Origin of the sequence: Streptomyces sp. NRRL F-5126 (assembly GCF_000721265.1) — a bacterium.
Classification (GTDB): domain Bacteria; phylum Actinomycetota; class Actinomycetes; order Streptomycetales; family Streptomycetaceae; genus Streptomyces.
Genome location: NZ_JOFZ01000002.1, coordinates 107,123 through 120,068, shown reverse-complemented (window position 1 = coordinate 120,068; position 12,946 = coordinate 107,123). Strand labels below are relative to the sequence as shown.

The following is a 12,946-nucleotide window of genomic DNA, read 5'->3' as shown; positions in this document are numbered from 1 at the left end:
AAACCTCCGCCTCCGTAATACCCTGAACAGGACGACACCCATTACGCCCTCTTCCCGGAACCATAGAACGCCGCCGTAAGGACTACAAGTGGATTTGGCCTCTTACTCGGATTACGCGGTGCGCCTCGTCAACACCGAGGAGCCGCTGCGGGGCACGGACACGCTCACCTCCGTCGACGCCGTACGCGCCCTGTTCGGCACGGCCTCGCAGGTGGCGCGCAGGTCGACGGACGCGGACGTCACGCGCCTGAGGGCCGTGCGCGGACGGCTGCGCGCGGTCTTCACGGCGGCGGACGAGGGCGACGAGCGGCTCGCCGTCGACCTCCTGAACGCGCTGCTGCTGGACTTCCCCGTCAGCCCGAAGGTCTCGGGCCACGACACCCTCAACGCCGAGGGCAGGCCCGACTGGCACATGCATCTCGCGGAGCACACCTCGAACGCCACGGCCGCGTACGCGGCGACGGCCGCCATGGGCCTCGCGTTCCACCTCACCGGGTACGGCGTGGACCGGCTCGGACTGTGCGAGGCCGCCCCGTGCCGCAACGCCTACCTCGACACGTCGACGAACCGCTCGCGCCGCTACTGCTCCGACCGCTGCGCGACCCGCGCCAACGTCGCCGCCTACCGGGCGCGCAAGCGCCTGGAGACGGAGCGGTCGGCGAGCACGGGGCGCACGGCCGAGGCCAGCCAGGCCGCCGTCGCACGCACGGAGCGGTGATCCTCCGTCCGCGGCCGGTACCTGCCGCGGACCCGGCCGAGCAGCAGTTCGTCGGGCACGGTGCCGAACAGCCGGCTGTCGCCCTCGGCCGCCGGGTTGTCGCCCAGCACCCACCAGCCGCCCTCCCGCCGCTCGACGAGGCGCTTGACGATGAGGAGGTCCTGCTGGAGCGGGTGCTTGAGCACGGCCACGTCACCGGCCTTGACGGGCGCCCGGTACTGCACGAGGAGCCGGTCGCCGTGCTTGAGCGTCGGATACATGGAGGGACCCGTCACCTCGGCGATCCCCAGCGGCACTCTCGCGTCCCGCGGCTCCCGCACCGACTCGGTCATCCCGGCACCTCCCGGTCACTCCTGCACTCGGTCGTCGGTCCAATTCTGATGCCGGACTTTTGTCGTAAGCCCCACGGGGCACTCGCGAAAGCGGGCTTCTCACAGAGTAATGTCCCACCTGAGAAGACGATCACGAGGAAGGACAGCTCATGCTCTCCCGCCTGTTTGCCCCCAAGGTGAAGGTCAGCGCCCACTGCGACCTCCCCTGCGGCGTCTACGACCCTGCCCAGGCCCGTATCGAGGCGGAGTCCGTCAAGGCCGTCCAGGAGAAGATGGCCGGCAACGACGACGCCCACTACCAGATGCGCGCGACCGTCATCAAGGAACAGCGCGCCGAACTGGCGAAGCACCACGTCTCGGTGCTGTGGAGCGACTACTTCAAGCCCCCGCACTTCGAGAAGTACCCGGAGCTGCACCAGCTCGTCAACGACACCCTCAAGGCCCTGTCGGCCGCGAAGGGCTCCGCGGACCCGGCCACCGGCCAGAAGGCCCTGGACTACATCGCGCAGATCGACAAGATCTTCTGGGAGACCAAGAAGGCCTGATGCCTGGCCAGGCCGTCTGACCTGCGCTCCCGCCGGTCATGTCGTCCACCTGTCCGCACCCGGTCCGCAGGCCGCCGCGCACGGCGTCCATGACGGACCGGGTGCGGTCTTCTTCGCCCGGCCGCGCCGGCCGCGCCGGCCGCGTCCCGGGGCCCGGCCGATCACCGCACTGTCCGGGTGCGGGGCCGCCGGCGTCACCGCGCGGGCGCGCTCGTGGTGAGCAGCGTCCTGAGGTACGCGTTGTGCGCCCGCAGGAGCCGAACTGCGCGGTCTGTGCCGTCGGTCAGGAACGGCAGGACCGCCAGCGCGGGGACGGTGGCGGCGAGGGCCATCAGCAGGGCCGGGGCGAGCAGAGCGACCAGCAGCACGCGCCGAAGCGGGCCGATCAGCAGTGGAAGCGGTGTCATGCCTCCAGCACAGCCCGGCCGGCCGCCGTCGGCGTCATGCCACGAACGAACCCGTACCGAACCGAACTGCGGCGAACACCGCCGAACGGCGCTGGTACACCGGGCTCTTCCCTATCCTGGTGGGCACGCGCCAGGAGGTGACGGGTGGCCGACCGCGACGCCGTGCACGGCAACGCCGCTGCGCCGGAGGACGACTTCGGGCGGCGGCTGGCCGTGTTCGCCGCCGACCTGAAGGCACTGCGGATCGAGCGAGGCAACCTGCCGCTGCGGGAGATCGCCCGGCGCGCTCCCCGGCACCGGCCGCTGTCGGCGGCGGCGGTGAGCGAGACGCTGAACGGCAAGCGGCTGCCGCGCCTGGACTTCCTGATGGCGCTGGTACGGACACTGCTCGCCCACGACCATGAGGGCCGCCCGTATCCGCTCGGCCGCGACGACCCACGCCTGGAGGTCTGGCGCACGCGCTGGCGCGACCTGGAGCTGCTGCGCACGGCGCGGCCGCCCGCGGCCCGCCGCCCTGCCGCGCCGAAACCGGACCCCGATCCGCCGCTCCAGGCGCCTGCGGTCGCCGCCGCGGCCGACGTACCCGCTACCCGCCTCCTGTTCGGCGAACAGAGCTACGGCGTGCGCTCCTTGGCGTTCTCACCCGACGGGAAAATCCTCGCCACCGTGAAGGACGACCCGCTGGTGCGGCTGTGGCACGCGGCCACCGGCGGGCCCGCGGGCGCCCCGCTCACCGGGCACGGGGACGGGGTCAGGTGCGTGGCGTTCTCCCCCGAAGGCCGGCTGCTGGCAACGGCGGGCCGCGACCGGACCGTGCGGCTTTGGGACCCGCGCACCGGTGCGCCCGTCGGCGAGCCACTCGCGGAGAACAGCGCGCTCTTGGCTCTTGCCTTCTCCCCCGGCGGGAGCCTGCTGGCCACCGGGGGCTTCGACGGGACCCTGCGGCTGTGGGACGCGGCGACCGGGAAACCGGCCGGCGCCCCGCTCGCTGGGCACGCGGGTGGGGTCGAAGCCGTGGCGTTCTCGCCGGACGGACGCCTGCTCGCCTCCGGGGGCGCCGGTGCCACGCTACGGCTGTGGCGCCCGGACGGCAGCGAGCAGGAGGGCGAACCGCTGATCGGACACAGCAGCGAGATCCGGGCCCTCGCGTTCTCACCCGACAGCCGCCTGCTGGCCTCCGGCGACTGGGACGGGACGGTCCGCCTCTGGGACCCGCGCATCGGTGTGCCCGTCGGCGATCCGCTCACCGGGCACCGCAACGCGGTCCGTGGCCTGTCGTTCTCGCCCGACGGGCGGCTGCTGGTCTCGGTCAGCATGGACCGCACCGTCCGCCTGTGGAACCCGGTGTCCCGTGGCCCGTTCGGCCCACCTCTCACCGGCCACGCGTGCGCCTTCCGCGCCGTCGGCTTCTCCCCCGACGGCCGCTTCTTCGCCGCCGGCGGCGACGATGAGCCGGTGGGCCTGTGGGCGACGGCGGATCTCGCCGAGATCCCGGCCGGCGCCGGTTGACCACCGTGCCCCCGGTGTCCGCGAAGGCGACCGCCTCGTAGGCACCGATGAGGGCGGCAGCCCCCGGCCGGGTGCCCGGCCGGGGGCTGCCGCCCAGCACCGGCGTCTCGGCGTGCGGCACGTGCACGGCCGCGGTCTCGGTCTCGGTCTCGGTCTCGGTCTCGGTCTCCGACGGCACGGGGACGGACCCCGGCCCCACCAACTCGGCCCGTACCGTCTTCCCGGCGCCCGCGACGGGCGCCGCTACCGCGGGTAGTCGGCGGCCTCCGTCCCGAGGACGTTCAGAAGGGCCAGGGCGTCGGCCCCGGGGGATCCCGGCGGCGCGCTGTAGAGCACGAGGTGCTGGTCGCTGTCCTTGAGTGCGAGCGTGTCGCAGTCGACGGTGATCTCCCCGACGGCCGGGTGGTGGAAGGTCTTGGTGAGCGTGGCAGCGGCCTGCACGTCGTGCCGCTCCCAGAGCCGTGCGAAGTCGGGGCTGCCGCCGCGGAGTTCGTCGACGAGACCGGTCACCGCGGGGTCGGTGGGGTAGCGGGCCAGGGTCGCGTGGAGCTCCATGACGACGTGGTGGCGGAACTCGGCGGCGTTGGAGAGCCCGTACAGCGTGGCATCGGGACGCTGCGGCGCGAGGAATGCCCGGCGCGCGAGATTGCGGTCTTCCGGGGCGACCACGGCGAAGTCCTCCATGAGCGCGGCCGTGAGCCGGTTCCAGGCGAGCACCTCGAATGCGGCGGACATGACGAAGGCGGCCGTCTGCGGCAGCCGATCGAGGAGGGCGAGGATGCTCGGGCGGACGTCGCGCCGGTGCAGCCGGGCGCCGGTCGGCGCGGTACCCGCAAGAACGTGCAGGTGGTCGGCCTCGGCGTCGGTGAGCCGCAGCGCGCCCGCGATCCCGGCGAGGACCTCGCCCGATGGTCGCGGCGCCCTGCCCTGTTCGAGCCGGATGTAGTACTCCGTGGAGATGTGCGCGAGGACCGCGGCCTCCTCGCGCCGCAGACCCGGTGTGCGGCGACGCGGGCCGGAGGGGAGGCCGACGTCCTGCGGCCTGAGCCGCTCGCGGCGGCTGCGGAGGAACGCCCCGAGCTCCTGTTTGTCCATACGGCAAGTGTGCGCGCTGCCCGGCGGCGGATCCTGGTACTGCTTGAGCCTGTATCCGGCCCGGGCGCGGACCGACGCTGTTGTCATGACGAACAACACGGACATCTCACCCATCGGCCTGCTGACCGGCAAGGTCGTCTTCATCACCGGCGCCAGCCGCGGCATCGGGGCGGCCGCGGCCAGGCTCTTCGCCGCCGAGGGCGCCGCCGTCGTGCTCGCCGCCCGCAGCACCGGCGCCCTCGAAGGCATCGCCGCCGAGATCCGCGCCGCCGGCGGCGTCGCCGACGCCGTCACCCTGGACCTCGCCGACCGCGCGAGCATCCGCGCCGCCGTCGACCGCGTCGAGGAGCTGCACGGCCGGCTCGACGGCGCCTTCAACAACGGCGCGGTCCCGCAGCGGCAGCCCGGCCCCGTCGACGCCGTCAGCGACGAGGACATCGACGAGCAGTTCACCGTCAACTTCCGCTCGCACTGGACCGCCATGACCGCCGAGGCCGCGCTCATGCGACGCAACGGCGGCGGTGCGATCGTCAACACATCGAGCATCGGCAGCCGCCGCGCGAACCCCGCCCTGCCCGCGTACGGAGCCATGAAGCGCGCGCTCAACAGCCTCACCGAGACGGCTGCGGTGAACTGGGCCAGTGATCGTGTCCGGGTCAACGGCATCACCCCCGGCGGCACCTCCACCGAGATGATCGACTCCTGGGAAGCCGCGACTCCCGGCATCATCGAGCGGATGACCGCGACGATCCCGCTCGGCCGGATGGCCGAGCCCCGGCAGATCGCCGAGGCGGCCGCGTGGCTGCTCAGCGACCGGGCCTCGTACGTGACCGGCGCGATCCTGCCGGTCGACGGCGGCGCCGGCGCCTGAGCAGGGGCCGCACACGCTGCCGGGCGCCTGCCAGTCATGCAGCGGCGGATGTCGCCCGGCACTGGTGGCAGGCGGCACTGGGCCGACGGCGACCTCACCCGGCCTTCGGTACGCGGGAGGGGAACCTGTACCCGGCGAAGTCGGCGATGTGGACGTACCCGATGCGCTGGTAGAGGGCGTTGCTGGTGGGGTTGTCCGGGTCCGTGAACAGTACGACGTCCGTCGCGCCCGCGGCCAGCGCGGCCTCGCTCACCTTGGCCGTCACGCCTCCTGCGTAGCCGCGGCCGCGGTGGTGGGCCGGGGTGTAGACGGGGTCGATGCGGACCATGCCGCGGATGACCGAGGTCGCGGCCGCCATGGAGACGGGGGTGCCGTCCGGGCTCTTCCAGAACGTGAAGTGCCTGTCGCCGAAGCGCGAGTCGTCCCAGGCACCGGCATCTATCAAATCGATGGAGGGCTGCTCCCCGACATCGACGCAGAAGTCCCGGCACCAGCGCACGACTTGCTCGCGGTCCTTGCCCTCCGTGGCGCGCCCTTGGCCTTCCGGGCGCGGCTGCGGCGCGGTGAGTGTGCCGAGGCGGTAGAGGTGCGTCCGCCAGAAGGGCAGCGGCGTCGCGCCCGTGCGTCGCTGCCATGCCTCAGCGAAAGCCCTCGCCGTCTCGTGGTCCGCGAGGACGTTGGTGGGAGCGAGGCCGACGCCGGACAGATGAGCGGCGAGGGTATCCGCCTGCTCCGCGGAGAGGCGCGTGAGGCCGAGACGGCCGCGGGGAGTGAGACAGAAAGCGGCATGTACCTCTGCTCCTGACTCCAACCGGCCGAAGACGGCGCATCGAGCTTCGCGTCCAGCCGCCTTGCGCATCCGCAGCTTCTCGATGTCCGTCAGCGACATGTTGTGCAGGGCGGGGCGTGAGCCCAGGAACTCCCCGGCTCGGACGAGGAAGTCGTCGACGTCTTCGGTGAGGTGCCAGCCATCCGGGAGCATGCGCTCGATGATCCCTGATGTTCTCGACGTGAGGGAACCGAGCGTGCGGCTTCGGACGTCTCCGTAACGATCAAGGTTGAGGAGCACGCGGCATGCGGATCTACATCAGCGCGGACATGGAAGGCATCACGGGGCTCGTCGACTCCGGCGACGTCCAGCCGGGCGGGCAGGACTACGAGCGGGGGCGGCAGATGATGGCGGAGGACGTCAACGCTGCCATCAGGGGCGCCGTCACGGCCGGCGCCACGGACATCACCGTGAACGACGCGCACGGCCCCATGCGCAACATCCTGCCCGAGGCCCTGCACCCGGCGGCCCGCCTGATCCGCGGCAAGCCTAAGCAGATGGGAATGCTCGAAGGCCTCGCCCCCGAACACGACGCCGCGGTCCTCGTCGGGTACCACTCGCGGGCCGGAGCACTCGGCGTGCTGAGCCACAGCTTCATGGGGCACGAAATCGAGGACATCTGGCTTGACGGACGCCCCGTGGGCGAGATCGGGCTGGCCCACGAGACCGCGGCCGCCGTCGGGGTGCCGGTGGCGGTCCTCACCGGCGACGACCGCGCATGCGCGGAAATGGCGGACTGGGACGCCTCTGTCGCCACCGTGGCCGTGAAGCGCGCGCGTGACCGCTTCGCGGCCGAGCTGCGTCCGGCGCACGAGGCACGTACGGCCATCGAGGAGGCCGTCGCCTCCGCCCTGTCCGAACTGCCGCCTGCCCCGGCACCCGCCTCGGCCTCGTCCACCCTCGCCGTCCGCTGGCAGTCGGCGTCCGTGGCGTCCACCCTGCTGGGCATCCCGGGGGTCGCCTCGACGGACAGCCGGACAGTACAGGCGCAGGGCGCGCTGCCCGGCCTGTACCGGCTCTTCGGCATCTGGATGCGCGTGGCGGCCTCGCTGACCAACCAGCCGCCGTACTGCTGACCAGCGCGAGAGCCGAACCGGCGTGCGGGGCAGTGGTGGGCGGGGCACCGGCTTGAGTCTCCCGCCGGGGGAGGCACGAGAGTGGGGCCATGGAAGGCGACGCTCTCTGCTCGATCGGTGAACTGGCCCGGCGCACCGGGCTGACGGTCAAGACCATCCGCTACTACTCGGACCGCGGCATCGTGGCGCCGGCCGGCCGCACGCCCGCCGGATACCGCCGCTACGGCGCGGACGCCGCCACGCGACTGGCGTTGGTGCGGACGCTGCGCGAACTGGGGCTCGGCCTCGACGCGATTCGGCGCGTCGTCGACCGGGAGCTGACGCTCGGCGAGGTCGCGGCGCAGCACGCCGCCGCGCTGGACGCGCGGATCGGCGTCCTGCGCGTGCGGCGTGCGGTGCTCAGAGCAGCGGTCGCACGCGGATCACGCCCCGAGGAGATAGAACGGATGCACCGCCTTGCCCAGCTCACCGAATCCGGACGTTTGAGGCTGATCGACGGCTTCCTCGACGCGGTCCTCACGGACGACCGCGCGCCTGCCCGCCATGCCGCGGCGCGGCGCTCGATGACGCCCGAGCTCCCCACCGACCCGACGGAGGAGCAGGTCGAGGCATGGGTGGAGCTGGCGGAGCTGTCACAGGACCCGGACTTCCGCGCCGGTCTGCGACGTGCGGCGGAGGACCACGCGTCCGACGTGCCCGATACGCCCGCCGACGCCTCCGCGCCACCGCACCCCGGCGTGGTGGCGATCGTCCGCGACCATGCGACAGCGGCCGTCGACTCCGGCATCGCCCCGGAGTCCCCCGAGGCGGACCGCGTCGTCGCGGCGCTCACAGCACACTGCGCGAGCGCCCTCGGCCGCCCGGACGACGGCGGTCTGCGCCGCCTGCTGCTGCAGCGGCTCACGACCGCACACGACCCGCGCCGAGACCGGTACTTGCGCTTGCTCGCACTGATCAACGACTGGCCGTCACCGCAACCGCTGGCACCGGCCCTCCAGTGGTCGGTCACGGCGCTCGGAAAGCGAGCGGCCGGCTGAGGCGAGGGCGCTGTCCCGGGCAGCCCGGGACGGCAGGGGCGTCACCTGGGGTGATGTACCCGATGCGCTGGGACAGGGAGTTGCCGGCCGGGCGCCACGCCGGATCTCAGCAGATCGTGACGACTCGCGCCCACGAGGGCGGGACGTCCGGAACGTAGTCCTCTTCGTTCACGGCACAGGACGGGCGGGGGAAGAGGCCGATGACGGTGCGGCATGGCGGCCGCGCGGCCGGCCACGGTGTCTGGCCGTCTGTCAGGGCGACGATCACTTCCGGGCGTGGATTGGAACGGATTGCCCGGGCGAACCCGGAGCGCAGATCCGTGCCCCCGCCGCCGACCAGTTCGATGCTTTCCGCACGGCAGAGCGGGACGGCGATTCTCGCCGCCACGTCGCAGGAGATGACTGAGACCAGGTCGCGCCGCCCGCCGACCGCCCGCGAGATCTCCGCCACCTCCAGCAATGCGCTGCCCAACTCCGCGTCACTCACCGATCCGGAGGTGTCGATCACGACGCAGACCCGGGGCGGCGTACGGCGCAGACTCGGCAACACCACTCCCGGCAGTCCGGCCGAGCGGCGGGAGGGGCGCCGGTAGGTGTGGTCTTCCCCCGCGCCCGGGGCGCCCGCCGCCGAGCGGACCGCTGCCCCCAGCAACTGCCGCCATGGCTGGGGAGGGTGGAACGCCTCGTCCGCCCATCGCCGCCATCCTGCCGGTGCGCTGCCCGGTCTGCCCCTGATTCCCTCCGCCACCCGGAAGCGGACCGCGTCACACTGATGTGTGCTCAGCCCGTGTGCCCCACCGGGCCCCAGCTCCCACGGCCGGTTCGCGCCGTCGGCGCCGCTGCCGCAGTCGAGCCAGGCAAGGTCCGGGGAGAGACCGGACATTGACGCCGTCCGCAGGTACTCCTCCATCAGCAGTCCGTCCGGCAAACCCAGCAGCGACGGGAGGACCGCCCCGGCAGGCAGGGGCAGGCCGTCCCCGTAGATGTCGTCGTTGATCTCGAAGTCGGCGGCGATATTGCGTCGCAGTCTCCCCCAGCGTTCGTCCGGCCTGCTTTCGCTCTCGCCGCCTCTGTCCGGCCCGTGGTCTTCGTGCTCCCGTGCATACCGCTCACCTCGCCCATGATGGTCCCGGAGCAGGTGGGAAACCTCATGCACCCACACGCCCGCCAGTTCCTCCACCGGGGTACGCGCCACGAAGCCAGGAGACACGTAACAGCGCCAGTGGGTGTCCACGGCCATCGTCGGCACCGACCGGTCCTCCACCACGTGCAGCGCGAAGAGCGCGTCGGCCAGGTAGGGACGGACCTTCACCGCGTGCAGCCTGGCAGCAAGCAACTTCCCGGTGTCCAGTGGGAGCCCGGGCCTTACGGCCTGCTCATCGGGGCCGGCCGAAGGCGCGGGCAGGGCAGCTCCCTCCGGGCGCAGCGGCTCGGGCCGGGACATCGGGCGAGGCAGCGGGCGCTTCGCGGATCCCGTCATCGGCGTGCACCCGTCGCACGTCCGGCCTTGGTGGACGCCACGGCCCGTCCCACCGATCGGTCTGCCCGACGAGCGAGATCGACGATCCCAGCCAGCCGGTCCACTGCCTCCGGTACTTCCCAGTCGTCACGCCGCAACGCGGCCAGTGCCGTCGCCGGGGCGACCAGGAGGTCAGGGGCGCCGGTCTCCAGCGCCCGCACCAGCACCGCCCAGCCCGCCTCCCACCGGTCTCTCCTCGGGCGCGCACCGACAGCGGCCACCACTGCGTCCAGGGCAGCCTGCCGCAAATCGCCCCGCTCCGGGAGTTCGGCGGAGCGCGGGTCGGCGAGCAGAGTCTCCGGGTCCGGCAGATCCATCCGATCCAGGTGGGCGAGGAACTCAAGCCCCGGCCCGTCGCCCACAGCGCCACGTACCAGCAGCGCAAGCACCTCCCGGGAAACGGAGGCTGCTGTGCCGAAGGCGAGCAGGATCAGCGCCGCCTCCCAGGTCCGGGGTGAGGGCCAGGCACCGCCGCGCCGTGTCTCCGTACTCGGCAGCCGATGGATCAGTGTGGGCCGCACCTTCAGAAAGCCGCAGACCGCGCGCCGGGCGAAGGCCACCGCCTCGGTGAGCGACTCCGGCGCGAGCCGGGGAAGCTCCGCCCGTGGCCAAACCCCACCCAGCCCGCGCACCACCACTTGCGGGTCGTGCACCCAGTGCAGGTGCACGAAGCGGTTGGCCAAGGGCGGGCTCAGCTCCCATCCGTCCGCCGCCGACGCGGGCGGGTTCGCGGCAGCCACGATCCTTACTCCGGGAGGCAGTTGCAGCTCACCGACCCGCCGCTCGAGGACGATCCTGAGCAGTGCGGCCTGGACGGCCGGGGTAGCTGTGGAGAGTTCGTCCAGAAAGAGCAGCCCCCGCCCGGCCCGCGCCAGCTCCACGGCCCATTGGGGCGGAGCCATGGGCACCCCGCGCGCTGCCGGATCGTCGCCCACGATGGGCAGGCCGGAGAAGTCGGACGGCTCATGGACGCTGGCCACCACGGTCGTCAGTGGCAGACCGAGTGAGGCGGCGAGGTGTGTCAGGGCCGCGGTCTTGCCGATGCCCGGCTCACCCCACAGCAGAACGGGCAGGTCGGCCGTGACAGCCAGGGTGAGCGCTTCGAGCTGCTCGTCGGGGCGCTGCTCGGTGGTGGTCGTGCGGAGCAGGGCCAGGAGGTCATCGGCGAGGCCGAGGTTGGTTCCGGTTCCGGTTTTGGACGGTCCGGCAGTGGGCCCCGGCGTATTGACGGTCGGGAGCGTGGCGGATGAAAGGACACTGGTGGTCATGAGCATCACCTGAGGCGTGTTGTGGGCACGGGAAAGCCCGTCCCGGTGGGTGGTGTGCGAACGGCGCGACACGCGCATCGCGGTAAGAGCGCGGGGGCAGGCAGTGATTCAGTGGAACAGGCCGGTACGCGGACGGCTCCGGCTGTTGCGCTTGGCGCGCGTCGCGCGATCCGTGCGGCGGTCGAGCCGGGGTCGGTGGCCCGCAAGCGTGTGCCCCACGACCGGGGCGTTCCCGTCCTTGGCCGCCCCGTGACCGGGTGGCGCGGCCGCCAGACCCGAGCGGAAGAGGCCGTGTTCGACGAGTCGCGCCGCGACCGATCGCAGTTCGTCTCGCAGCGGCCCGTCCCGCAGAATCGCACGGGGGCCGAGCAGCCCCTCGATCACGGTCAGCGCCCCGGCGATGTCGCCGTGGCCCAGCCGCTCACGGACCGCCGCCAGTGCCTCGGGCTCGCGATGCGCCGCGGCGATCGCCCGCAGACAGGGCAGCGGCGGTCCGCCGAGTGCTACCAGCAGGTTCTCCCGCCGCAGTTGCTCCGGGTCGTGGTCGACCGCTGTCAGCACGCCTTCGCGGAGGGCGATCCGGTGGATCTCGTCCCGGCATTCCACCCGGTGGGGGTCGTCGGGCCCGGGCATCGGCCCATCGACCGGTGCGTGGCCCGACACCCCCAGCGCTGAGGCGACGAGTGGATGCAGGCGCCCGGGCGCGACAAGGCCGGCCCGCACCAGCGCCAGATCCGGGAGGGTCCGGGCCGCCGCCTCCGGCAGCAGAGGCAGCGCCGCGATCTCCTGGGGCGGGAGCACCGCGCGCGTCGGCCGGAAGGCAGGGACATGGCTGACGTCCGGGGCTACGAGTTCGAAAACGGTGTGGCCACCACCGCCGAGCCGTACGGCGAAGGCGGGAGAGAAGCGTCCCTCGGCGCGGATCAGCAGCTCCGCCTCGGCGGCCCACCGTGTCACCGCCCACCCGGAAGACGGGCGGACGGATCGGTCCGGCAGGATCGATCGAGGTGTTGCGGGCAGCGCCCCTCGCACACCGCATCGCCACGCCAGTTCACCGCTCAGCGAGGCGTCCCAGAGATGCCGGTGCAGGTCGAGCCGGAAGCGCCGGTCGGGATGCGGGTGCGGATGGTGTCGGCAGGCACCATCCCCTGGTCGGCCTTCCCACAGGGCCAAGGACATCCGCTGTCCGCCGTCCGCCCAGGCCGGTGGCGTCCGTATGACCAGTTGCGGCGTCGCGGGACCGAAACCGCGGTAACCGGCCAGAGAAGTGGTGAGGCCGGGCCTGAGCCGTCCGTCGGGAGCGATTCTGGGCATGTGCCAGCGGAGCAGATCCGGCGCCAGCCTACGAAGGTCCGCCCGAAGGCGGGTGACGAGTTCGGTACCGTGACGGTCGCGCACGGCGCGCAGATCGAGATCGACGTCGATCCTGGCGGCGGCACACGCCCCTGCCCAGTCACCGACCTCGCGTCGCGCGGTCGCAGTCTCGATCATGGAGGGCGGCACCGCGTACTCGCGCACACGCCGCCACATCAACAAGTGGGCTGGAATGTCGTTCGCGTGGTGATGTGCCATCAGCACTCACCTTGCGACGACGATTCCCCCAATCCATAAGCGGAGAATGTGTTCATTCTCAGCAGCCTAACAATGTTGATCACCAGCTGTCACCCCCCTCTGGGGACTCCCCGCGCCGCCGCGCGGTGGCGAAAGCGGTATTTAGTACCGCACAAGGCTCGCGCTCGT

13 protein-coding genes are annotated in these 12,946 nt (G+C 72.3%); 6 read left to right on the top strand and 7 right to left on the bottom strand.

What is annotated here, in order from left to right:
• Positions 1-88 precede the first annotated feature (88 nt).
• Positions 89-718, top strand: a complete 630-nt coding sequence (locus IH48_RS0104780) for a CGNR zinc finger domain-containing protein (protein WP_030899535.1) — start codon at positions 89-91, stop codon at positions 716-718.
• Here IH48_RS0104780 and sodX read toward each other — a convergent pair.
• A complete protein-coding gene (sodX, locus tag IH48_RS0104775; RefSeq protein ID WP_037841043.1) occupies positions 622-1,050 on the bottom strand; it encodes a nickel-type superoxide dismutase maturation protease in 429 nt (142 codons plus the stop codon). The genes IH48_RS0104780 and sodX overlap by 97 nt on opposite strands.
• 149 nt (positions 1,051-1,199) lie before the next feature.
• Between sodX and sodN the strand changes: the two genes are divergently transcribed.
• Positions 1,200-1,595 carry a superoxide dismutase, Ni gene (sodN, locus tag IH48_RS0104770; RefSeq protein WP_030899529.1) on the top strand — a complete coding sequence of 132 codons (396 nt, stop codon included), beginning with the start codon at positions 1,200-1,202 and terminating at the stop codon, positions 1,593-1,595.
• A 194-nt stretch (positions 1,596-1,789) separates the two neighbouring features.
• Here sodN and IH48_RS0104765 read toward each other — a convergent pair whose 3' ends face one another.
• Positions 1,790-2,002 carry a hypothetical protein gene (locus IH48_RS0104765; protein ID WP_030899526.1) on the bottom strand — a complete coding sequence of 71 codons (213 nt, stop codon included), beginning with the start codon at positions 2,000-2,002 and terminating at the stop codon, positions 1,790-1,792.
• A 144-nt stretch (positions 2,003-2,146) separates the two neighbouring features.
• Between IH48_RS0104765 and IH48_RS0104760 the strand changes: the two genes are divergently transcribed.
• The gene (locus tag IH48_RS0104760) at positions 2,147-3,511 is read left to right on the top strand and encodes a WD40 repeat domain-containing protein (protein WP_051839173.1); all 1,365 of its coding nucleotides are present in this window, start codon (positions 2,147-2,149) and stop codon (positions 3,509-3,511) included.
• 243 nt (positions 3,512-3,754) lie between these two features.
• Here IH48_RS0104760 and IH48_RS0104755 read toward each other — a convergent pair whose 3' ends face one another.
• Positions 3,755-4,606: a helix-turn-helix transcriptional regulator gene (locus tag IH48_RS0104755; RefSeq protein ID WP_030899521.1), complete on the bottom strand. Its 852-nt coding sequence runs from the start codon at positions 4,604-4,606 to the stop codon at positions 3,755-3,757.
• An 85-nt stretch (positions 4,607-4,691) separates the two neighbouring features.
• Between IH48_RS0104755 and IH48_RS0104750 the strand changes: the two genes are divergently transcribed.
• Entirely contained in the window at positions 4,692-5,477 is a 786-nt protein-coding gene (locus IH48_RS0104750) for an SDR family NAD(P)-dependent oxidoreductase (RefSeq protein ID WP_030899519.1), read from the top strand.
• A 94-nt stretch (positions 5,478-5,571) separates the two neighbouring features.
• Here IH48_RS0104750 and IH48_RS0104745 read toward each other — a convergent pair whose 3' ends face one another.
• Positions 5,572-6,459: a GNAT family N-acetyltransferase gene (locus IH48_RS0104745; RefSeq protein WP_030899516.1), complete on the bottom strand. Its 888-nt coding sequence runs from the start codon at positions 6,457-6,459 to the stop codon at positions 5,572-5,574.
• A 92-nt stretch (positions 6,460-6,551) separates the two neighbouring features.
• On the opposite strand from IH48_RS0104745, the gene IH48_RS0104740 reads away from it, so the two are divergent.
• On the top strand, positions 6,552-7,382 hold the full coding sequence (locus IH48_RS0104740; RefSeq protein ID WP_030899515.1) for a M55 family metallopeptidase: 831 nt from the start codon (positions 6,552-6,554) through the stop codon (positions 7,380-7,382).
• Positions 7,383-7,471: 89 nt separating this feature from the next.
• Complete coding sequence (locus tag IH48_RS0104735) at positions 7,472-8,419, top strand: MerR family transcriptional regulator (RefSeq protein WP_030899513.1); 948 nt, start codon at positions 7,472-7,474, stop codon at positions 8,417-8,419.
• 106 nt (positions 8,420-8,525) lie between these two features.
• Here the strand turns inward: IH48_RS0104735 and IH48_RS0104730 are convergent, their stop codons facing one another.
• The 3 genes from IH48_RS0104730 to IH48_RS0104720 form a co-directional block, all read right to left on the bottom strand.
• Positions 8,526-9,863, bottom strand: coding sequence for a DUF2201 family putative metallopeptidase (locus IH48_RS0104730; protein ID WP_107059237.1), 1,338 nt, complete (start codon positions 9,861-9,863; stop codon positions 8,526-8,528).
• Between the two features lie 32 nt (positions 9,864-9,895).
• Positions 9,896-11,206, bottom strand: a complete 1,311-nt coding sequence (locus IH48_RS0104725) for an AAA family ATPase (protein ID WP_030899507.1) — start codon at positions 11,204-11,206, stop codon at positions 9,896-9,898.
• A gap of 108 nt (positions 11,207-11,314) precedes the next feature.
• The gene (locus IH48_RS0104720) at positions 11,315-12,778 is read right to left on the bottom strand and encodes a hypothetical protein (protein ID WP_030899504.1); all 1,464 of its coding nucleotides are present in this window, start codon (positions 12,776-12,778) and stop codon (positions 11,315-11,317) included.
• Positions 12,779-12,946: the final 168 nt, after the last annotated feature.